Origin of the sequence: Gracilibacillus timonensis (genome assembly GCF_900086715.1) — a bacterium.
Taxonomy (GTDB): Bacteria; Bacillota; Bacilli; order Bacillales; family Amphibacillaceae; genus Gracilibacillus; species Gracilibacillus timonensis.
This window is the reverse complement of record NZ_FLKH01000009.1, coordinates 76944-99673: the sequence shown is the minus strand read 5'-3', so window position 1 is coordinate 99673 and position 22730 is coordinate 76944. Positions and strand designations below refer to the sequence as shown.

18 protein-coding genes and 1 pseudogene are annotated in these 22730 nt (G+C 37.9%); 6 read left to right on the top strand and 13 right to left on the bottom strand.

The features are described 5' to 3' along the window. Window positions 1-6 precede the first annotated feature (6 nt). The 5 genes from BN6556_RS02670 (at window position 7) to BN6556_RS02650 (ending at window position 4533) form a co-directional block, all read left to right on the top strand. Complete coding sequence (locus BN6556_RS02670) at window positions 7-519, top strand: hypothetical protein (protein ID WP_066186836.1); 513 nt, start codon at window positions 7-9, stop codon at window positions 517-519. Continuing rightward, window positions 497-1516, top strand: a complete 1020-nt coding sequence (locus tag BN6556_RS02665; protein WP_066186834.1) for a glycosyltransferase family 2 protein — start codon at window positions 497-499, stop codon at window positions 1514-1516. The genes BN6556_RS02670 and BN6556_RS02665 overlap by 23 nt, the downstream gene beginning before the upstream one ends. 17 nt (window positions 1517-1533) lie before the next feature. After that, window positions 1534-2595, top strand: coding sequence for a polysaccharide pyruvyl transferase family protein (locus BN6556_RS02660; protein WP_066186831.1), 1062 nt, complete (start codon window positions 1534-1536; stop codon window positions 2593-2595). An 18-nt stretch (window positions 2596-2613) separates the two neighbouring features. Then, window positions 2614-3561, top strand: a complete 948-nt coding sequence (locus BN6556_RS02655; protein WP_066186828.1) for a glycosyltransferase — start codon at window positions 2614-2616, stop codon at window positions 3559-3561. Between the two features lie 84 nt (window positions 3562-3645). Then, window positions 3646-4533, top strand: a complete 888-nt coding sequence (locus BN6556_RS02650; protein ID WP_066186825.1) for a CgeB family protein — start codon at window positions 3646-3648, stop codon at window positions 4531-4533. Between the two features lie 99 nt (window positions 4534-4632). Here the strand turns inward: BN6556_RS02650 and uppS are convergent. The 3 genes and pseudogenes from uppS to BN6556_RS02635 form a co-directional block, all read right to left on the bottom strand. Further along, window positions 4633-5256 (bottom strand): annotated as a pseudogene (uppS, locus tag BN6556_RS02645) (polyprenyl diphosphate synthase); the annotation flags it as partial. Between the two features lie 235 nt (window positions 5257-5491). Beyond that, entirely contained in the window at window positions 5492-6142 is a 651-nt protein-coding gene (locus BN6556_RS02640; protein ID WP_066187385.1) for a hypothetical protein, read from the bottom strand. Window positions 6143-6180: 38 nt separating this feature from the next. Then, complete coding sequence (locus tag BN6556_RS02635; protein WP_078059899.1) at window positions 6181-6939, bottom strand: NUDIX hydrolase; 759 nt, start codon at window positions 6937-6939, stop codon at window positions 6181-6183. A 193-nt stretch (window positions 6940-7132) separates the two neighbouring features. Between BN6556_RS02635 and BN6556_RS02630 the strand changes: the two genes are divergently transcribed. Next, window positions 7133-8983, top strand: coding sequence for a choice-of-anchor I family protein (locus BN6556_RS02630; protein WP_066186822.1), 1851 nt, complete (start codon window positions 7133-7135; stop codon window positions 8981-8983). A 41-nt stretch (window positions 8984-9024) separates the two neighbouring features. On the opposite strand, the gene BN6556_RS02625 is transcribed toward BN6556_RS02630, so the two are convergent. The 10 genes from BN6556_RS02625 to BN6556_RS02580 form a co-directional block, all read right to left on the bottom strand. After that, entirely contained in the window at window positions 9025-10074 is a 1050-nt protein-coding gene (locus tag BN6556_RS02625) for a polysaccharide pyruvyl transferase family protein (RefSeq protein ID WP_066186817.1), read from the bottom strand. A 76-nt stretch (window positions 10075-10150) separates the two neighbouring features. Continuing rightward, window positions 10151-11242, bottom strand: coding sequence for a glycosyltransferase (locus BN6556_RS02620; protein ID WP_066186815.1), 1092 nt, complete (start codon window positions 11240-11242; stop codon window positions 10151-10153). Window positions 11243-11568: 326 nt separating this feature from the next. Beyond that, window positions 11569-13008, bottom strand: coding sequence for a sulfatase family protein (locus BN6556_RS02615; RefSeq protein ID WP_066186812.1), 1440 nt, complete (start codon window positions 13006-13008; stop codon window positions 11569-11571). A 119-nt stretch (window positions 13009-13127) separates the two neighbouring features. After that, a complete protein-coding gene (locus tag BN6556_RS02610) occupies window positions 13128-14075 on the bottom strand; it encodes a glycoside hydrolase family 43 protein (protein WP_066187378.1) in 948 nt (315 codons plus the stop codon). Between the two features lie 61 nt (window positions 14076-14136). After that, window positions 14137-15030: a carbohydrate ABC transporter permease gene (locus BN6556_RS02605; protein ID WP_066186809.1), complete on the bottom strand. Its 894-nt coding sequence runs from the start codon at window positions 15028-15030 to the stop codon at window positions 14137-14139. 39 nt (window positions 15031-15069) lie between these two features. Beyond that, window positions 15070-16014, bottom strand: coding sequence for an ABC transporter permease (locus tag BN6556_RS02600; protein ID WP_066187375.1), 945 nt, complete (start codon window positions 16012-16014; stop codon window positions 15070-15072). 97 nt (window positions 16015-16111) lie between these two features. Then, on the bottom strand, window positions 16112-17686 hold the full coding sequence (locus tag BN6556_RS02595) for an extracellular solute-binding protein (protein WP_066186807.1): 1575 nt from the start codon (window positions 17684-17686) through the stop codon (window positions 16112-16114). A 183-nt stretch (window positions 17687-17869) separates the two neighbouring features. Then, window positions 17870-19876 (bottom strand): glutaminase family protein, encoded by a 2007-nt coding sequence (locus BN6556_RS02590; RefSeq protein WP_066186804.1) that lies wholly within the window; start codon window positions 19874-19876, stop codon window positions 17870-17872. 503 nt (window positions 19877-20379) lie between these two features. Then, the gene (locus BN6556_RS02585; protein WP_066186802.1) at window positions 20380-21030 is read right to left on the bottom strand and encodes a YesL family protein; all 651 of its coding nucleotides are present in this window, start codon (window positions 21028-21030) and stop codon (window positions 20380-20382) included. Window positions 21031-21100: 70 nt separating this feature from the next. After that, complete coding sequence (locus BN6556_RS02580) at window positions 21101-22615, bottom strand: sulfatase family protein (RefSeq protein ID WP_066186799.1); 1515 nt, start codon at window positions 22613-22615, stop codon at window positions 21101-21103. Between the last annotated feature and the right edge of the window lie 115 nt (window positions 22616-22730).

Genomic DNA, 22730 nt, shown 5'->3' with positions numbered 1-22730 from the left:
TGTAAGATGAGCTCTGTCCGATCAACCATCCAACAAGACTTTTGCAGAAGTGAGGCCAACTATACCGCATACACCTTAGCCTTCTTACATTTTTTATTCCGCTATTTGCAAGAGTTAACCAACGATAACCTTTCCACACAAGAAAAAAAGCAAATAGAAAAACAATTAGTGTGTTCTCTCCACGTGATTGGAGAGCTCCACCACCACCTCTTGAAAAGAAAAAATCTGTTAGATTCACAACTAAATCTTCTTCCTAATACACCCGATCCTGATCCATCCGATAATGAAGCATTACAGCAGCAATTGCTGCGTTTTAAAAAACTACTTACTGTTCATCGTTTTCAATTGGCTCCAGACAAACAACAATGTCTAACGATTGTCAATCATTTACTAAACCACTATCAGGTCATACCTATTATTAATCAATCCCCCTCTTACGTACCATGGGTTGATCAAAATGTATCAGGTTCACTTTGGAAGAAGGAGAGTGGCAAGCATGACACAGCCAGTATCGATTAGTTTGTGTATGATCGTTAAAAACGAGGAAGCGTTTATAAAAAAATGCTTGGAAAGTGTTCAGTCATTAGTCGATGAAATGATTATTGTCGATACAGGATCAACCGATCAAACCCTTTCTATTTGCGATACCTTTGAGGCAAAAGTTTTCCCTTATACCTGGGATGACCATTTTGCCAATGCGAGAAATTATGGTTTGCAGCAAGCAACAGGGGACTGGATTCTGTGGTTAGATGCGGACGAACAATTAGATCACAGCAAGACAACTAATTTAACGGAAACCTTACAAACTACCAAGGCACTAGCTCTCTCTCTTCCTGTCATTAATTACATCGGAGATCAATTAGAAGATATGAATCAGCAGGCTTATTTATACTACCAGCCTCGCCTTTTTCGTAATCATCAGGCGATTCGTTTTGTCGATCGCATTCATGAGACACTTCAAATTCCTAGTGAAACCATCATTACTTATCCAGATCTCTCCATCCATCATTTTGGCTATATTCAAGAAATACAACAACGCAAAAACAAGGCAAAACGCAATAAACAATTATTAAAGAAGGAATATGTCAATGACCAGCACAACCCTTGGACGGAATATCATTTGGCGAGTGAATATTATCGCGAGCAAGATTATCAAGAGGCATTTGACTACATTAATCAATCCTTATTACAGTTTCTCTTATCTGGTAAAAAACCACCAGCCCTTTTATATAAAATGAAATATGACATCCTGTTGCGTACCAATAGTTTAGATCAGGCATTAACCGGTATTGAGAAGGCACTGCAATTATATCCTGATTATGTCGACTTACATTATTACAAAGGTTGTATCTTATTCGAACAAGAAGCGTATGCCAGCGCCTTAACAAGCTTTGATCAATGCTTAACACTAGGCGAAGATCATCCGGACTATCTCGTTTTAAAAGGAGTGGGAAGCGATATGGCACAACAATGGAAGGATGCCTGCTTAGCTAAACTCAAGGAAAAAGATCAATAATATCAGGAGGTTGTCCTATGAAACATGTGTTATATATTGGCTGGATTGGTTATCACAATTTAGGTGACGAACTCATGTTTGATTTATTTAAACAGCAATTTTCTCAATTAGGAGAGGACTATAAGCTAGATACCGTGAATAATGAAAAAAGATACCTCGATAATGCACGTATTGCGGACTATGATTTAATCGTACTTGGCGGTGGCTCGATTATCAGCGGGCCAGATCAATTGATTCAGCCCTATATTATAGAAACCCTCTATCGGGCCTTGCAACTAAATAAGAAGGTGATGATCTGGGGCTCAGGAATAGATTGGGTGCCACAATCTTATATCGCCCTCGATGCCCCAATCACATGGCAAGCATCGAAAGAGTTAAAACAAAAAACGTCCACTGTTTTCAAGGAAAGTGTCTGGACTGGCGTAAGAGGTCCACTTACCCATCAAGTATTGCAACAATGTGGTATTAACGATTCGATTGAGGTCAGCGGTGATTCTGCCTTTTTATTGGAAAAGGGGGCTACTAAAGAACAGAAAGAGAATATAATTGGTGTTAACTGGGGAACTTCCTATCAGAATATCTATGGTTATGATGAAATCACACTGGAGAATCGTCTAGCTTCTGCCTTAAATCAATTAATTGCCAAAGGTTATAAGATTTATTTCTATCTCGTATGGCAGGCTGATCTAGATGTAACGAAACGTCTCTGTCAAAAAATATCCAACCAACAGGCGATTACCTTAGATGAAAAAATCTACTATCAAGATGATTTAATAGCATTAATGGATCGCTTCTCCTTCACCATTAATTTTAAATTACATGCTAATTATTTATCATTAGCTGCACAGGTTCCATTTATCGCTCTAGGCTATCGTTTTAAAATATATGACTTTGCTGCTTCGATTGATTTAAGTGATATGGTCATTGCAACAGACGACAACCAGCTTGCTGATAAAATTCTTTCACTTGAACAGCAAATCACCACGAATCAAGAGAATATTGTTGACACGATGCGACAGTACCAGCAAATGTATCAAAAAAAGCTTGTTGCACCTTTCCAACAGGGACTTTATCTTTAAGAGTAAGGAAGCGTGATCATGAAGAAATTAAAAATTTTATTTGTTACTCGAAATGATCGTGAATACATCGTGCCCGCCTCCCATTACTTTATCGAGGAACTGGGCAAGTTAACCAATCTACATGTCACACACCAGTCAGGGGATATCAACAAACTGGTTGCAGAAATGGAGGAAAAACCAGACTTTATTTACATTAACGATTACCTGGAAAATGGCTCTCCTGTTGTAAAAAACCTAAAACAACTGAAGCTACCATTCGCTGTAGGCCTTCATGATCTCCACTATCAGAAACCTTACCGAAAGGCGATGCTGAAAAAAGAGGAAGTTCAGCATATTTTCACCTATTATCGTGATAAGTTTCTGCAATGGTATCCTGAATTCTCAGAACAGATGCACTGGTTGCCTCACCACGCCCATCGTGATATTTATTGTGACTATCACCAGAATAAGGACATCGATGTATTAATGATGGGATCTTTATTAGAAGACTATTATCCGCTTCGGGTCTTAATGCAAAAACGTCTGGACAGGCGCCCTGGATTTGTCTATCACTCTCATCCAGGTTATCGTAATGTCCAACAGCAAGAGAATAACGTCTATGTGGGTACTAGCTATGCCAAAGAATTAAACCGAGCCAAAATCAGCCTCACTTGTGACTCTGTTTTCAAATATCCATTAATGAAATACTTTGAAATTACGGCGTGTAACACGCTTCTGTTAGCACCTTATTCCAAGGAATTAGGTGATTTAGGTTTTATACCAGGTGTAAACTTTGTCTCCATTAATGAACAAGATTTTGAAGAGAAAATGGATTATTACTTAGAAAATGAAGCAGAAAGGCAAATGATTGCGCACAATGGCATGTATTTATCACAACATCGCCATTCCACCAAGCAGCGAGCGCAAGACTTTTTAGATGAAGTGGTGACTATTTTAACAGAAAAACCCCCATCTTCTCTGATCTAAAGACAGATAAACATACGCTTTTCCACTTGAACCATACACTAAACAAGATAACAGCTTTTATGCAGAAAGGACTGTATCGACAAAGTGGAAAAACGTAAAATACTCATGTGTTACGGCAAGACAAATTTCACGCCTGGTCGATATCTAGAGGAAGGGTTGCGCGCAATCGGAATCCATGTCGATGTATTTCAAGATAGTATTGACTTTAATCAAGTTGACTGGAGACAATACCTCGCAGTATTATTTGTAGAAAGTCCTTCCAAACCACCTGTACGCGTCAAACATATCAATCAGGTAACCATTCCGAAACTCTTCTGGGTTCACCACGGTGAAAATCGTTTAGTCACCAATAGACAATTAGCGGCACAATATAAGCCTGACCTTATCTTAATGGCACATTCCTTACATTTGGCAAAGCATTTTGTAGTGCCCGTACATTTCTTTCCATTTGCCATGGCCAAAGACGTCTTTAATAACAGCAAAGCCTTAATGGATCGACCTACTGACATTTCCTCTGTAGGTACGTTAGATCCTGTCTATTATCAACGGCGCAAGCGGGCAATTGCTCGTCTAAAGGAACAATTCCAGTCTACCTACCAAACGTCTTTTCATAAACGTGTTTTCTTAGACGAATTAGCGGCGACTTACCGTGACAGCAAACTAGTTGTTAACCATACCGCTGATCATATCAAAAGCCTTAATATGCGACTTTTTGAAGGGGTTGGCTGTGGCGCCCTTGTCCTTAGTGATTACGTGCCAAAAATGGAGGAAATATTTACGCCGGACAAACATCTCGTGCTTTTCGATAACCATAACGATCTATTGGAAAAGGCAGATTATTATTTAAACCATCTCGATGAGGCACAAACGATTGCTTCCTCTGGGTATCGCCATCTTTTAACCAAACACACATACGAACACAGAGCGCAGGAGTTGTTAGATAAAATAGAGGAAGTGAAGGAAAAGCAATAAGCAAGATACAAAACGTGAATAGCCCTAAAAGAAGCCATTGTTTGATGACAATTGATTCTATTAGGGCTATTGTTTTTTAGCATAGAAGAGACTTTGAAGCTATTTTGCTTTACGAATATCATACTCTTCCATTGCCTTCATCAATAACTTTGCATTAAAACTGGGCCAATACTTTTTTGTAAACCAAATCTCAGAACTAGAAATCTGCCAGAGCAGAAAATTGCTTATTCTCAAATCCCCACCCGTTCTTATGATTAATTCAGGGTCTTCCACCCCTTTGGTATACAAATAATTTGTAAATGTCTCTTCTGATATATTAAGGATGGTTTCCTTTGATTCATTGATTAGTATCTGTTTAGCCGCTTGAAGAATATCTTTTCTTCCGCCATAGTTTAATGCAAAATGAACATGCATACCATTATTTTTAGATGTTTTCTTTTCTGCTACTTTTAATAATTCCACGGTTTGAGGTGGCAGGCTGTTTATATCTCCAATGAAATTTATCTTTATATTCTTTTTATGATAAACCTTCAATATTTCACTTTTGAAAATTTCCGATGGTAAATCCTTGATTAAATAATCTACCTCTCCTCCGGGACGTTTCCAATTTTCTGAGGAAAAAGCATACAGCGTTAAATGTTTAAGTCCCATTTTATGACAGTCTTCTATGATATTTCTTAATGCCAGCATCCCTGCATAATGTCCAATGGATCTTGGAAAACCTCTATTCTTTGCTCACCTTCCATTCCCATCCATGATGATTGCAATATGTTTAGGAATGGTCATATCTAATTTATTGATGGTATGAAACGATGAAAACATCGAGAAAAAAAGCCATACTATTTTTTTATATGCTTGAAATATTAATTGGTGAAACATCATATTCGCCTCCTTAAGGAAACTTTACATTCAAATAATATATGACTGTACATGCTGTAGACGTACTAGGATTGATTTCTTATTTGCCAATTTTAATAACTTCATTTATTTCTAAATCAATCAATCTGGTACTAGTATCTGACTTAGAAATAAAAAGTGCTTCCCCATTTTTATTTATACAATAAGCAATTGGTATGGAAATCCCACAGTTTCTAAATGAACCGTCGGCATGACTGGTTCCAATTATGTAACAATTATGCTTAATAGCCGTTTTCTTTGCATAATCAATCCAGTCATTAAATTGATTTTCACTAAACATCCCCGTTCCGATAGGATGAGCAATAAAATCAATGAAACAATCCCCAGCAAACCCTTCCACTCCTTTTAATATTTCCATACAAAGAATATAACCGATAGTACCCTTACTTGTCTGCACTACTATAGGTTCTAAAAGATTATTCTTATGTATTGGTGTTTTAGCTCGATCAAGTACTTTTTCCCCATTGTTGTCAATAATCAAACCACGGTCTTTATTTTGATTATCTTTATATCCCGTAATAATTATCGTTTCTGTTCTTACCGCAAGATTACTGATCTCTTCTAATAAATCTTTATCCTGAAGGTAACCTTCTGGAAATAACAAAATATCTACATTTGGTAAGGTATCCAGTTCTTCCTTCAATTGATTCAGACTATTTTCTTGTTTTGGTTGTCCTACAAGTATTTTCAATTTCATTTATCTCCTTAGTCATTTTCACCTATAAAAGCTTATTCCACTCTACTTATAACTGTATATGGTCTTACTGTAAAATGTTCTAAAGGAATAGAAGAAGAGGACATCGCATCCAACATTCTACTCTGGAAATTGCCTCTTGTTACATACTGACACATATTGTTTTTACTGATTGTGAAGAATCCACAATCTTGTATCTCATTTGATTGAGTACTTAATTGTCCATCTAGATATTGGCCCGCAAAAACAAATACTATATGCCTTTTGGTTTCATTAGTATAGACACCAGTAATCCCACTTAACGTTACCTCAACACCTGTTTCTTCTTTTATTTTCCTCTTACAGGCTTCGTCTATACTTTCCCCCTCCTCTACTATACCGCCTGGCATTTCATACGTATCCGATCTCCATTCCGTTTTTACTAGTAATACTTCCCCTTGTTTATTTTCAATCCATCCACAGGCTGCAAGAGAATACTTACTATCAAAATAATCACCTGTAGAATGTAAAAATTCTTCCTTTTTTTCTAGTATGACTTGATCAATGGAATGCTTGTTTTTCTGAGCTAGTTGAAAAAGAGGATCGTCTTTTACCTTTTGTTGAATAGCATAATAATCATCCATATCTTTATATTCCCACATCGCTTCTACTTTATTTTTTTCAATATTTGTCCATCTGCCAGCTAATTTCGCTCCATTTTTCATCTGATTAGGTAACAAATAGGAATGAAAATAATTATTAAAAGATTCATATTTATCAGCGTTTATTTTATAGGTCCTTTTGCGATAAATCACAGCTCTCTACTCCTTTTCATGATAAAACATTTATCCTTTTTTAGTTTTCTTTATATCATATAATTGTAAGCGTTTTACAAAATAATCGCAATCCTTTGATTAACCTTTACAAAAAATTAACCCAGATTTTACAGCCATTTATTATTCCAATGCTATGATTAGTGTAGCAATTAACAAAGAGGTGAAAACGGAAATGAAAAAAACATTATTCTATTTATTCATCACCATCACTACCCTAGCAGTTTCACCACTAACTTCAATAGCGAGTGATAATTCTTCAAACGAAGCATTGACCGATCTCTCACTTTACAATGGAGCAACGAAAGAAAGTTTACCCATCGAACTAACCGGACGATACATAAGTGGCGCCGAGTATGGAGCTGGAGGAGCAGAAATTGTGGCTTACGATGAAAGAAGCCATCAAATATTTTCTGTTAATGGCGATGAACAATCCATCGATATTTTAGATGGAGAATCATTAACAGACGATCAGCCTTTTACGGATATTCCTCTTAAAGAACGATTACTAATGGAAGATTTGGATCCTTCTTTGTCGAATGTTTCTGATTTAACAAGTATTGCGGTCCATCCAAACGAAGATATCATTGCAGTAGCTATCGTAGCCGATCCGAAAACAGATCCTGGTCATGTCCTTTTTCTAACAAGTGCTGGTGATCATCTTGCAACAGTTGAAGTTGGCGCCCTGCCAGACATGGTTACATTTACACCAGATGGAGAGCAATTACTGGTTGCCAATGAAGGGGAACCAAACGAAGACTATAGTGTAAACCCGGAAGGATCGGTTTCGATTATTAATATTAGCCAAGGTATAGAGGAGACAGATATCGCTACGGCTGGATTTTCGGATAAAATCATTGATGCTGACGTACGCAAAGTCCACCCTGAGGCAAGCTATCCAGAAGATCTGGAACCAGAATATATTGCTATAAAAGAAGACAGCTCCCTAGCTTATGTGGTCTTGCAGGAAAATAATGCAATAGCAACTCTTGATTTAGAGGATAATACTTTTACAAGTGTACAATCGCTTGGTTATAAGGATCATTCAGAACACGGAAATGGAATGGACGCTTCTAATGAAGACGGTAAAATAAATATCCAGAACTGGCCCGTATTAGGAATCCACCAGCCAGATGCGATAACACTCTATGAAACGAATGGAAAAACATATATTATTACCCCGAATGAAGGGGACGCACAAGACTATGATCGTTTTTCAGAAGAAGCGCGTGCAGCCGAGCTTGAAGATAATGTAACCTTTCATGCAGATTTATTTTCAGGATACACGCAAGAAGAATTAGATCAACTCGTTGCAGACGATCTATTCGCTGATGAAAACCTGGGACGTTTGAACGTAACCACTTCTGCACCAACGAATGAGGAAGGCCACTATGAAGCTCTTTACGCGTTTGGCGGACGTTCCTTTTCGATTTTCGATGCCGATACGATGGAACTTGTTTTTGATAGTGGTGATGCATTCGAACAAAAAATAGCGGAAATCAACCCGGATTTATTTAATAGTGACCACGAGGAAGACGCATTCGATGACCGCAGTGATAACAAAGGTCCCGAACCAGAAACCATCGAACTTGTGGAAGTAGATGGGAAAACGTATGCTTTTATTGCGCTTGAACGGGATGGTGGTCTGTTTGTCTATGATATTACCAATCCAGCAAATGCCAGCTATGAAGCGTATTTCTCCACACGTGATATAGATGGTACGGGTAAAACAAGTGATATTGCACCTGAAGGACTAACATTTGTTCCAGCAGACAGAAGCCCTAACGGCGAAGCAACGCTCCTAGTCAGCTATGAAGTCACGGGAACGGTCGCCTCATTTACTGTAGGGAGTGATGTTGCAAATACGGAGCCTGCTGCCGATGACTTAGTTCATACCGTCAAACCAGGCGAAACCCTGTTTGAAATTGGATTACGTTACAATTATTTATGGACGACACTCGAACAAACGAATGATTTGAAAAACCCTGATTTGATTTATCCAGGTGAACAGCTGATGATCAAATAAAAAAGAAGCCTTCCTAGGCTTCTTTTTTATTTATTTAGCGATTATATCATTTTCTCCTTAAATACCTGTTCAATCTTTGGTTGATAGTAAGCTTGTTTATCTTGATAAGTCTTGATATATGTCTCCCGCCGTTGTGTGACTTTCGTGACTAATGGAATAAGATCTTGAGCGATATTGGCATTAGCAGTAGAAAGAACTAAGTTTTCTAAACCAAATGAGGCATACATATCAAAGACTTTAAAGCGATAGCCTAGTGCAATAGCCGGTGTACCTGCAGCAAAAGATAGTAGATTCGGATGCAATTTAAAATTAATCGTTAGCTGACAACCGGATAGTTCGCTCATTAATTCTTGTTCACTATACCGTTTCTTTTCAAAAAAAACGGCATCTTCTCGGTCGATTTTCTTCTGCAAACGTCGGCAGGCTGCAAAGTCTTGATCCCATACCGCATAAATAAAAATCTGATAGCCTGCAGCAATTAATTGTTGGGAAACAAGAACAAGCTGATCCTCTAATGCTTTTTCATTACCTCCATACAGCTGATTATTGGTCGTACCCCAATTAATCCCAATGGTTTTCGAATGGAGTTTCTTAGGATTCTCTACTTGCAATAAAACACCAGGATCACCAATTACAGGAATCGTCTCTATACCCGTTAACGTCTTCAATACCTTTTTGGTATAGGGACCTCTGACTCCTGCAAATGTGGCGGCATGCAATACCTCCTTCAGCATGGGAACCTCTTCTCCACGAAAACGCGAAATAGACGGTATGTTTTCTCCTTTTCGAAGCTGGTCGAGCTGCGTTTCCGTAATACGATCGATACCACTTCCCCATATGATAACGTTTTTTCCCTGTTTCACTGCCTTATATAAAACAGATATATAGCTTGGTGCAATCAAGGAGCCTCCACCTAAAACGACTGTGTCATACGGTTCCAACTGATTAATATTAACCGTTGGGAAAGCCGGTACAACGGTCATTTTTTCTGGTGCCAGATACTTCTCTTGCAATGTTTGAAAGGCATGCCACAAGAGATCGTCACCTAAGTTGTGATAACCGATCCAGCCAATATACAATACCTTCCTCATGCCATCACCACCTTTTTTATAATATGATCATCCACAGAAAGGAACCCTTTTCTGCTATAGCGAAAAGGGCTGCGGCCTATTGATTCTTCTTCGCATATTCTTTGAAAAATTTTTCATTATATAGCACTTGTGTATCATGGGGCCGATACGTTTTCGCCTTGCTATTATGCTCTATGGCACGATCCTGATCACCAATTTGCCAATAACACACGCATAATTGCAGGTGTGGATACCATGTTGCATAACTTTGTTGGTAAAACCCTTGACTGTCGCTGATATCAACATCTACGGCTAATCGATACCAAATAATCGCCTTTTCAAATTTGTTTTTTTCTTTATACAAATCTCCAATACGGCAAGAGACCTCTGGCCGCGGCACATCATAGGTGATCGACATCACTAATGACTCAATCTCTTTTTCTGGATTACCTAGACTCCGGTAACAGGCGGCCATGTTAATACAGGCGCGGATCTCATCCTCGATCCATCCCTTTTTCGTTGCCAGGAATTCACGATAATAGATGGCAGCCTTTTGAAATAAACGATGATCCTTCAGTTCATTTGCGTAATAAAATAAATCGCGCGGACTAAATTTCTCTCCTTGCTTTAGTCGTTTTTCATATATCTTTAAATTACGATCTTTTGGCACAGAATTTTTCGTTTTATCGGACTTACGGTGAGCAACAGCAATATCGGATGAAATAATATGTCCATATACCTCGAGATATTCATGGACCGGGCCTATCCATTGAAAATTCTTTTCTCGTTTGACCAGTCTGTTTCTACGATAACTAAAGGTTGGGGTGTTGTATTCATCAAAAGCAATATGATATAGCATCGAAACAGCATCTTCTGTCCCATCTAGTTCTGCTTTTAATTGTCTTAATTTTTCTTGATCTTCCTTTTCTAACATATCATCAGCATCAAGCCAAAGAATATAATCACCATGAGCCTGGCTGAATGCAAAGTTTCTTGCCGCTGAAAAATCATCGATCCATTCAAAATCAATAACCTGCTTGGTGAAATCCTGCGCAATTTCCTTTGTTTTGTCCGTAGAACCGGTATCCACGATAATCACTTCATCACAAATTGGCGCCACACTGTCTAAGCATTGCCGCAATACTTCCTCTTCATTTTTTACAATCATACATAAACTAATCTGCATCATAAAAAGCACACCACCAATGATAAGATATAGTAATATATGATGGATAGGGAAATTGTGAAACCTTATGAAGAGAAAATAGGTTATAAGAAGTTGTTCAAAAAGCCCAATAAAAATGACGCATCGAATTTCTGCGTTGGCGATATAGGAACTTCTACTAAGACCGCCCACGTCCTGTAGGCAACGCAGCAGTCAACACATCCTGCGTGAGTCCGTTCCTCACGTATGAAAAGCATACGTTCCGGTACTCAAAACTGCACCGCCTTGAACTTCTTGGTCCTTTTCATCAGGCTTTTTGAACGCGCACTATAACGATAGAAGATATCCATTTACCACGGTGATTGTCTTAATGGTAGCGGATCGGCTGTTTCTGCCATTCGATCACATAAGCGTTGGAATAGCGTCATCTTTATTGTTTGATAAGCAGAGTGATCCCAAATGTTTTCCACTTCATTTGGATCATCCTTCAAATGATACAATTCACCTGTTTTGTCACCGTGATATAAGACCAGCTTATAATCTTCATTCCTTACCATGGTTGCATGAGTTATGTTTTTTTTATCTTTCAAATTTACGTTGTAGTATTCACAATAGACATCATTGCGATAGGAATAAGCTAGATCTTCTTTTACGAGCACAGGCCATAACGATTGTCCTTTCATACCCTCATATATTGGCTCACTTGCTGCTTCTAATAATGTAGGAGCAAGATCCACCAGTTCAATCAAATGATCGATTTTTTGACCTTCTCTTATTTTTGCAGGCCAGGAAACAATGAATGGAACTTTTACAGATCCTTCATAAAAATGAGGCCCTTTTAAATAGATACCATGATCGCCCAATAATTCACCGTGGTCAGACATAAAAATAATCATCGTGTTATCTATTTGTCCTGTCTCTTCTAATGCTGCTATCATTCGGCCTACCTGGTCATCAATTAAATCAATCATCGCCCAATAAGCAGCCCGAAGCATGCGATGATCATGCTCGTTCATTTCAGAATAAGCTAGATGCCCTTTCATTCCATAGGCACCTTCATGGTCAACTTGTTGATAGATGGGCTTATGGTCAAGCTCATTTTTCGTATAGTTTGGTAATGGAAGCTCCTGCAATCGATCAAGGTAACGCTGTAGATATTGTTTGGGTGGATTGAATGGGTGATGTGGATCAAAAAAATTAACAGAAAATAGCCATGGTTTATCAGCGTTTTTATTCGCTTCCATAAATTGAATAGCTTTTTCTGCACACCACGTGGTTTGATGATCCTCCACCTCAGGCCCATATTGAACATATGAACATGTTTCTAATGATTGCGGTTTAAATTCCTTTCCTTTTTCCTGAAGCCATTGTGTATATTCATTAGTAGGCCAATCTGGCTGTGGGTGATGCGACCAATGAAACTGCGAATACCCGTCATCAATCCTAGCTTCTTCCTCTGGTGCTACCGACGGATGACAAGGTGAAATATGCAGTTTCCCTGATAAACCACACTTATACCCTGCATCTGCTAGCAATTTCGTAACTAATACTTCATCATTTGAAATCGCTTGGCCATTTTGACGGCAGCGATTCGTTCGCGGATAACGACCAGTAAGAAAGCTGGCACGACTTGGCGTACATACAGTACTCTGACTATAGCAATTTTCAAATAGTACCCCCCTTTCAGCCAGTCGATCTATATGAGGGGTTTTGACAAATTCATTTCCGTAACACCCTAATGAATCAAAACGTTGTTGATCCGTACATATCCATAAAATATTTGGTTTCATTTCTACCACCTCTTTGACCTTTTTTCAGAATATTCCTTCATCATATATCCAGAAATAATTTATCGAATGGCGTGTGGAATAAGACGACGCTTACTATATTACCTCTATCTCAGGTTACCTCACTCCCCGGACGGTACAGTAATAGGAATTTCAGTGGCTACAGGAATTCCAAAATTAGGAGACCCATCTGCATTCCACGTGAATTTTTGGATACGAGTACTTCGTTTTTGAGCTCCACCATCTGATTCCGAGATAGCATGATAAATAATCCAATCCTCGGTTCCATCAGGAGACTGCGTAAAGCCATTATGTCCTGGAGCAAACACTTGATTTTCTTCACTTTTCTTAAATACAGGCTGGTCAGATTTTGACCATGAGTGTGGATTTAATAGATCTAATTCCATCGATGCAGTTAACATACCTAGACAATAATCATCAGACCAGGTAGTACTGGCAGAATATATCATAAATAATTGATTATTCCGCTTTAATAACACCGGTCCTTCGTTAATAGCCATTCCACCTTGTTTTTCCCAATCAAATTCTGGCTTTGATAGCAATACTTCTGCTCCCTTTAATGTCCAGGGATTTTCCATTTCAGAAATATATAATGCAGATCCGTAATCTGGAAAATTACCATACCCAGCATAAATAAAATACCATTTATGCTGATGTTCAAAAACAGTACCATCCAAACCGGGGTGATCAGTATTGACAAAGCCCTTTTCCCTCCATTCTCCAGTAAATGGATCAGAAGTATTCTCCAGAACAAACACTTTTCTTGTTTGGTCCCCACCTTCACCATCATTGGCAGTAAAATACACATACCAAACATCATTTATCTTATGAATCTCAGGTGCCCAAATATTGGCACAATTAATTCCTTTTTCCGGTGCAGTCCAAATCGTTTTATGATCTCCCTGTGCAATTCCACTTAATGTTGTTGATTTCCATAATTCAATCTTGGTTCTCCTTGTCACCATAAAATAATAGACATCCTTGTCCTTCCATACCCAAGGGTCCGCTCCTAAATGATCTAATAATGGGTTTTGAAATGTATTTTCCATCACAAACTCACACTCCTATAATAATTGTTTTTCAATGTACAAATCTGATACTACTCTCTACTTACCCCTTAATCGAGCCAATCATAACCCCTTTCACAAAATGCTTTTGAACAAAGGGATACATAATTAATACTGGTAAACTAGCAACGATGATTAAGGCATACTTTATACTTTCACCCAAAAGCAGCTTATCTCCTAAACCAAAACTATCAAGACCATCTGTCGCACTTGCTTGTGTCACCAAAAGAATCTCTCGTAAGACAAGCTGTAAAGGATAGAGCCCATCATCTCTAAGGTAGATGAGTGCATTAAAGAATGCATTCCAATGACCTACTGCATAAAATAGGATCATTACCGCCAATATTGGCTTAGATAATGGTAAAATGATTTTCCATAGCATATGAATATTGTTACAGCCATCTATCATAGCAGATTCCTGAATTTCCCACGGGATACTGGATTGGAAATAGGTTCGCATAACAATTAAATTATAGGTAGCTATAGCATTGGGAATCATCATCGCCCACATCGTATCCACCAGTCCCAATTCTTGTACGATTAAAAAGGTTGGAATTAATCCCCCACTAAAGAACATCGTAAATGTAATAATAAACATAAAGAGGTTTCTTCCTGGTAAATCGCGTCTTGAAAGTGGATAAGCTGCCAATGTTGTTAATACAATATTAATAAACGTTCCACCGACTGTGTAGATAATCGTATTTTTATACCCATTCCACACCTCTCCATTTTTCAGAATTTCCGTATACGCATCTAGTGAAAAATCCACAGGAAACAGCCACATCTCACCATTCATCACTTTTTCAGGATTGCTAAATGACGCACTGACAACAAAGATTAATGGATAAAGTACAATGATCAAAATAATGGCAGATATAATAACTACAGCTATATCAAACCATTTATCATCTGAAATTTTTCGGGAGTTTCCTCTCATCTCCCTTTCCCCCTTCCTGTCAAATAAAATTAAATCTCCTTACCAAAGACTAGTCTCAGCTTTTTTCTTTGCTACATGATTAATCAAGATTAACAGCGCAAAATTAATAATAGAATTAAATAAACCAATAGCTGCACTATAACTGTAATTACCATTAAGAATCCCGCTTCTATATACAAATGTCTGGATCACATCACTAGCTTCCATGTTCAAATTGTTCTGCATTAACAATATTTTTTCAAAGCCGACATTCATAAAATTACCGATATCCAAAATGAGTAAGATAACAATCACCGGTAATAATCCTGGCAAAGATACGTGTAGAATTCTTTGCAGCCTGCTAGCTCCATCTATTTTGGCCGCCTCATATAATTGAGGATCAATCCCACTTAAGGCAGCAATATAAATAATCGATTGCCAGCCTGCACTTTGCCAAATACCAGAACTGATTAGTACCGATTTAAACCACTCAGGTCTTTCCATAAATGCAATCGGTTCAATTCCCAGAGAATTAAGGATGGTATTGATAAAACCACCATTAGGATCAAGAAATAGATTTAGCATTCCTACAATAACTACTACAGATATAAAATGAGGGACATATGTAACATTTTGAACTACTTTTTTTAACTTATTACTACTAATTTCATTGACTAACAACGCAAGCATAATTGGAATGGGAAAAGCAAAAAGTAAGGATAATAAACTAATCGATATCGTATTCCAAATAATTCTGCCAAAGTAATAAGAATCAAAAAATCGAATAAAGTGTTCCAAACCGACCCATTCACTTCCCAAGAAACCAAAAGCAGGATTAAAATCTTTAAAGGCAATCTGTAAGCCGTACATTGGTACATATTGAAACACAATATACCATGTTAATGGCAGCAGGAGCATTAAATATAAATCGTACCGCTTAGCAATACCCATCCACGTTCTCTTTGCTTTGGATGCAGGTTTAACCTGATAATTAAGCCCTTCCATTTCCGTTTTTGTTTTACTCATACATAGCACGCCCTCTCCACTTCATCATTAAAAGGGAATCATTAGGCACAAATGAACATGTGCCTAACGACAAGAATTAATCTTTATATTGCGTATCATAAGCCTCTTGATAAATTTCAATTAATCGAGACAGACCCATATTTTCAATCGTTGATACATAATCATCCCACTGATCAAAACTCATATCACCATTAATAAACTTAGCAGTACTTTCATTATAGTAGGCATCCATATCTTGACGAATCTGTTCCACTTCTTCTGCCGTGTCTACATCAAACAACGGAGGTCCGTAGATAATCTCCGGCAAATAATCATCCAGTTGTTTCTGAGCTTCTTGTACAGCTGGCGGATTAATCCCGGAAGCATTGTATTCTGTAATATATTGAGGAGCGCCCCCGCCTGGATATGGAGTGAAATCACCAATAGCTACACCATAACCACGTGGGTCATCATAAATTTCATCACTATATTCAGGAAGACCTTCTTCATCGTAATAAAATGTTTCGTCCTCAATTCCATACCTAAACATAATCGAACCTTCTTCACTAAAGAAATAATCTAACCATCTAATAGTTGCAGCAGGATGCTCATTATTGGATGTAATGGCAAAGGTACCGAAATCTCTAGCAATTGGTCCAGAAGGCTGTATTTGGTCTCCGTGGGGTCCTTTCACTGGTGAAATCCCTATATACTCCCACTCTTTCGCTTGATCATTCAAATCATTTGCTTGTATATGAGACATACCAATTTTACCAGCAGCTACTTTCCCCATATAATCGGCTTGGTTATGCGTCAATACTTCCCGATCTAATAACCCTTCGCTGTATAGCTGATTTAAAAACTGTAGCAATTCTTTATATCTATCACTGGTTTTCCAAAATTGCACTTCATCGTTTTCAATATTAATCGTATTACCCATTTGATGTAACAATCCCCATGAACCGCCTATGGTGTTGATTAATGAATATAAATTTCTTTCCGTTAATGGTATTTCATCCTGCTCACCATTCCCATTCGGATCGTCATTTTTAAAAGCGGTGAGCACTTCAATCAGTTCATCAGCGGTGGTAGGTTCGTCCAGACCTAATGTATCTAACCAGTCTTTATTAACCCAAAATTTCTCATTACGGGCAGCATCCAATTCTATAATGGCAGGTAAGGCATAGATATGACCGTCTGGTGCAGTAATAGATGATTTGATTTCTGGATACTGTTCAAAAAGAGCGGTTAAATTTGGCGCATATTCATCGATTAAATCCTCCAGTGCGATGAATATCCCGGATGAACCATATTCCACTGCTTGCGTTTGGGAAAGACTTGCCTTATAGAAAACATCAGGTAGCTCACCAGAAGCTAACTCCAAGCTTTTTCTCTCATCAAAATTATCTTGCGGAACATCATCCCATTCCACCTTGATATTGGTCATATCTGCATACTCTTGAAAAACCAACATATCTTCATAAGGTCCATTCTGTGGGGAACGTCTCGCAAAAAACTCTAGACTGATCTCTTCATCGACAATGGGAAATCCTTCTTCATTAAGTGTTTCAGGGGTACTTTCACTTTGCTCTTCATTGGTTTGTTTCGAGCAGCCAATCATAATCAAAACGCCCAAAATAAACATACACATAAGTCCAATACTTTTTTTCATATTTTTTCCTCCATGGTATTTCTGTCTTTTTCGATAATAACTTCTCGACATTTAATAGAAACACTGATAAATAAAATTCTTAAAAGAAAATCACCCCCTAAATATTTCTAAATCACTATCAACTTTCTAATTTTTACATCTCATGCTGTATGCTCATACCTGTTACAAGGTATAAAGATCACTTCACTTCGGCTCATCCATACGGTCAGCCAACAACTTAATGAACAATCCCCCTACAACAGATCGATTTTTAAATCCAGCAATTCTGCCATCGATGGTATAGTACCAATCTGTGAACGGCACTCGTGAATCTGTTTCATTTAGAAAATCCCAAATAGGATTGATTAATTGTTGAAAATCTGTTTTTTCCTCGGCCAGTGTTGCTGCCCATATTAGCCAGTCCGCCTTGGTATATGTCTTTCGATTGTCTAATGGCGTTCCGTATGGATTACTTTTACGCAAATACCAAGCAACCTCTTTCTTTTTCAAGTCTTCTGAAAATAAATTTAATTGAAATAGGTTATCCCAAACCAAATTGTACTTCAAGCTCCATGTACCTGGTGTATCAAATGTAAGACGATAATGGTCGTCATCTCGGGCCATTGATTCCCATTGACTAGCCATTTCTTTTGCCTTTTGAAAATATTCCACTCCTTCCTCATTGCCCATCCAACCTGATAAGAATCCATAGCTGGCAATTCCAATAATGGCTTTAATGGAAAGGTTCGCATTATGTGCCAGATGTCCGCCAAAATCATCCGTACATAACTGATTACCAGGATCCATTCCATATTCTATTAAATAATTGGCCCATTGCTGCAATAACCCCCAGTAATCAGAAGCAAAACTCGTACTTTGTTCTGCCCAACATACTGCCGCAGTCATAATCAACATATTTCCACATTCTTCTATTGGCATTTGCCTTTTTAGTTCCATTCCATATGCCTGACCTTCTGCAACTGGATATCTGCCAATATCATGAGGGGCAAATTCATACGGCCAAGCTTTTGAATCTGCATATTGAAAAATTGGTCTTAACATCCCTCTGACTAATTCCGTATTGTATAGGAGAAATAGTGGCATTGATGGATAACTCACATCAACCGTCGCTAAACAGCCATTACTATTATTTTCTTTTGATAAAAATAGTATCTCTCCATTTTCATCTGCAACTAATTTGTGGGCCGCAATTGCTTGACGATAGGATAATGCTAGAATATCCGCATATTTCTCACCTCCTGCTTCTTTAGCATTAGCAATCATTTCATTATTAAAGCGATTACATTTTTCCGTAATTACTGAATATTCACGAATAGATGCGAGCACAACATCTTCAAAGCTTTGCCCATTTCTTGCCCAATAACCTGGCAAGTGTTTGTTAAAATACTCAATGGCATACACATCATCATAAGCCACTATCAAATAATTTGAGACTTCTTTAACCCCTACTTCCCCATAATCTAGTACACTAGCAAGTATAGGCATATCATGATCAACCGCTCGAGGAAAATGTTGGTCATCTGTTTCAGGTAATATTTTCCATTCGATAAATTGATCACGTATGTCTACGGATCCAATAGCAGTTGTAGCTGCTGTACCATCTGGTATAACAAGGGTTGCATATCCCCAATCCACACGAATCATATCACCCTTACGTTTTAAAACTTCTTGTTTTTCCGTACCTACTTGAAGAAGCTGACTTCCATCCTCCAGGCGATTTCTTGAAGTCACTACTTCCTGAATTGGAACATCTACTGCAAGTTCACTAGTAATGTCGTAATAAATATTCACATGATGATTTTCACCATCGTTTGAACAAGCCTTCACCGTAATATAAGAAGTAGGTCTGGCCATCACATCAAGGTCATCTAACAACAATGGTGTTGTAAAATTAACAGTGAGCGTGATTCCGCCTGCTTCAAATGTATAAATACTAGACAGCGGCTTAATCGTCAGATCCGTCTGCTGCATGGCCGGGGCATTCAGTGATTTAAAATCACTACGGCGATCATATCCACCCATAAATCGCCATACCTTTCCGTCAATTACAGCCAACCCTACCATGCCATGGGTTGCCCCGGTCCAATGAATTGTTTCTGCTGCATGTAATTGATTGGCGTTTGACCAAATACTAAAATATGGATCAATGGTTGCCAACGGTACTGCAGGTGGTCTTAATTTGTTTGCCATTCTGTTAACCTCATTTCCTCGATAATTATAGTGATTCCCATTTTATTGTTAGTATCCATTTAACTATTATTAATACCCGAGCTTATGATCCAGCTGTCCACCCACCCCCTTCACATTTATTTGTTCAACAACAAAGATATTGGATATCGCTTTCATTACTTTGAATAACGGTTTTCCATCTGCTTGTTCATATGACTAAATATAAGCTATTGAAAATTATTTTAAAATGTTAATTTGTTAGATCGTCAGTTACCATTTTGTTAGAATGAGTAAACTTTTGATGGTTGGTGAGTAAACAAAAGGGATTGCCTCTTATGTTACTTGTTTAAAAATGGACAAAAAAACATCCCGATATGACCTATAGTAAATGGATAGATTTCAAATACTATAGCTGGGATGTTCGTTCTAGAATACATATATGATATTCAATAATTAATGAAGTACAGTTAGAATCTTTCTTATTAAACCAAACTAGATAGTCATTTTCTGATGCCTTGATAAAGTTATGCTTCCTCTACCACCTGTCTTTGATTTTCTTTCCTAGCTTCCATTTTTCTAAATGACATATAGGCTAATCTCATTAAAAGATAACTAAATAGGCTTCCGCCAAAGAAAGGGATCAGACCAGGTAGAAATAGGAACATTTCATAAATAACATAACAGCCTAAAACCATCAATATGGTAACCAAGGGTTGCATAATCACAAATATGACAGCACTTCTAAAGTAATGAATAATCTTCATTTGATAGTGAACAAATAAGGGGAAAATAAATAATAAAACAAGAAAATATACGAGAAAAAGCCCTAGAATGAAATATCTTAGTAGATAAATAATAAATCCTTCTTGCAATTGAAAAAAACGATGGTCCATATATAATAATACACCCATGCTGACGATTATTAAAAATACAATATTAGACCTTTTAAAATCTTTTCGATAGGTATCCCAAAATATATGAAATACAGAAATTTCGTCTGCACCCATAACCATTTTTCTAGTCACCGCAAATAAGCCAGCAGTTGCAGGTCCCATCCCAAAAATAATGCCGCCTACAACGATAAACAACAACCATAATATGTTTACATATGCCAGCCTCATTATCCATTCACTCAGACGATAAAGACCTGCCATAAAACCATTTTCTATCATCATTGCACATTCCCCTCATCCACTTATATTGGCATGCTTTCATTCATCAATCCATGTTGGGTTTCTAAACTCTCTATGCAAAGCTTTGTCTGGGTGGAATCGGTTTTTCTAATTCACCATAAATATCTATTATTCTCATCAACATTTTCAGCTTCATATCTTTATATTGGGGATCATCAAAAAGATTTATAAATTCTCGTGGATCCTCCGTCAGATCATATAGCTCCCCATCCTCTCGTTCTAAATAATAATTTAGTTTATACTGATCCATAATCAATGTTTTTACATAAAAGTTAGGTTCTGCTCGATTTTCAACTAAACACCATTCTCGGCTTGACTCATCAGGGTGTCTCATCGTATGTAGCTGACTTACCCCTTGCATCGTGTCTGTCTTTTCCAGACCGGCCAGTTCTAAAAACGTTGGTGCCAAGTCTACTAGACTAATCAATGACGATGTTCGCTTTCCTGCTGGAACCTTGTTCTTCCATCTTACAAGAAAGGGGACACGTAGAATATCATCATAATGAATAGGACCTTTCAACCATAAACCATGATTTCCTGCGTAATCACCGTGATCTGAAGTAAAAACAACCATTGTATTATCTGCCATTCCGAGTTCATCTAATTTATCCAAAACTCTTCCAATATGGTAGTCTATTAAACTAATCATACCGTAATAAGAAGCTAACCATTTTCTAGCTCGTTCATATCCGATCTTCTTATTCGTATGACCCAAACATTGTAGACCACCTGTATCATGACCTGGGTCGGCAGTTACTTCAATATCCATTTCATCCATCCGATCTTCAGAGAGATATCGGTGAAGCATAGGCTTATCAAGCATCTCCCCCTCTTTCTCTATAAACAATGGTAGTTGTTCTGGATCATACATGCTGTTCCAAGGTTCGGGACATAGAAACGCATTATGTGGATCTTGGAAACTGCACCATGCCATAAAAGGCTGTATATTATCTTGTTTGTCGAGAAAGTCAATGGTTTTATCTGCAGTCCAACGTGTATAATGATATTCCTCTGGCAACTCCCATGATCCTTCACGATAACCGCCTCCAGGCCCAAAATATTGTTGGGGATCAATCCCCTGTTCCGCCAACCATGCCCCATAATGCATACCATGAGAAGAATCTTCATCTGCATGTCCATGAAGCATTGCCACTTGCTCAAAACCATAATAAGGTCCATCCCATTTTTTCCAAAATTCACGATCATGAATATGTGGTGGTGCTTCGAAACTTCCTTCTTTTAAAACTGGTTTGAAATGTGCTTTGCCAAATAGTCCAGTTGCATAACCACTTTTCTGCAGCTGATGACCAAAAGTAGACCGATTTTCATCTAATTCAACGCCGATATTCCAACACCCATGTCTGGATGGGTATTCGCCAGTGATGATGGAAGAACGGCTGGGAGAACATACCGGGTTGGATACATATGCCCTATCGAATGCCGTACCTTCTGCTGCCAATCGATCTAAATTAGGAGTGTGAATAGCTTCATTACCTAATGCCTGAATCGTATTCCAGTGTTGTTGATCTGTCGTTATCATCAAAATATTTGTTTTCTTATTCTCCATTCCTGTTCCCTCAACTTCTCTCATATCTTTCTGATTTTGAATCCTAAGATACTTATTTTCGTTTCTCTAATAATTCCATGTTTTAAAATACTTCACGCATTGAAAAGGCTTACTT

Excerpts from the sequence above, each read along its gene's own strand:
- BN6556_RS02670 (WP_066186836.1), top strand. The coding sequence starts at position 7 with ATGAGCTCTGTCCGATCAACCATCCAACAAGACTTTTGCAGAAGTGAG.
- BN6556_RS02585 (WP_066186802.1), bottom strand. The coding sequence starts at position 21,030 with ATGATGATAGAAAATGGTTTTATGGCAGGTCTTTATCGTCTGAGTGAA.
- BN6556_RS02630 (WP_066186822.1), top strand. The coding sequence starts at position 7,133 with ATGAAAAAAACATTATTCTATTTATTCATCACCATCACTACCCTAGCA.
- BN6556_RS02580 (WP_066186799.1), bottom strand. The coding sequence starts at position 22,615 with ATGGAGAATAAGAAAACAAATATTTTGATGATAACGACAGATCAACAA.
- BN6556_RS02625 (WP_066186817.1), bottom strand. The coding sequence starts at position 10,074 with ATGAGGAAGGTATTGTATATTGGCTGGATCGGTTATCACAACTTAGGT.
- BN6556_RS02615 (WP_066186812.1), bottom strand. The coding sequence starts at position 13,008 with ATGAAACCAAATATTTTATGGATATGTACGGATCAACAACGTTTTGAT.
- BN6556_RS02610 (WP_066187378.1), bottom strand. The coding sequence starts at position 14,075 with ATGGAAAATACATTTCAAAACCCATTATTAGATCATTTAGGAGCGGAC.
- BN6556_RS02665 (WP_066186834.1), top strand. The coding sequence starts at position 497 with ATGACACAGCCAGTATCGATTAGTTTGTGTATGATCGTTAAAAACGAG.
- BN6556_RS02595 (WP_066186807.1), bottom strand. The coding sequence starts at position 17,686 with ATGAAAAAAAGTATTGGACTTATGTGTATGTTTATTTTGGGCGTTTTG.
- BN6556_RS02600 (WP_066187375.1), bottom strand. The coding sequence starts at position 16,014 with ATGGAAGGGCTTAATTATCAGGTTAAACCTGCATCCAAAGCAAAGAGA.
- BN6556_RS02655 (WP_066186828.1), top strand. The coding sequence starts at position 2,614 with ATGAAGAAATTAAAAATTTTATTTGTTACTCGAAATGATCGTGAATAC.
- BN6556_RS02620 (WP_066186815.1), bottom strand. The coding sequence starts at position 11,242 with ATGATGCAGATTAGTTTATGTATGATTGTAAAAAATGAAGAGGAAGTA.
- BN6556_RS02660 (WP_066186831.1), top strand. The coding sequence starts at position 1,534 with ATGAAACATGTGTTATATATTGGCTGGATTGGTTATCACAATTTAGGT.
- BN6556_RS02590 (WP_066186804.1), bottom strand. The coding sequence starts at position 19,876 with ATGGCAAACAAATTAAGACCACCTGCAGTACCGTTGGCAACCATTGAT.
- BN6556_RS02605 (WP_066186809.1), bottom strand. The coding sequence starts at position 15,030 with ATGAGAGGAAACTCCCGAAAAATTTCAGATGATAAATGGTTTGATATA.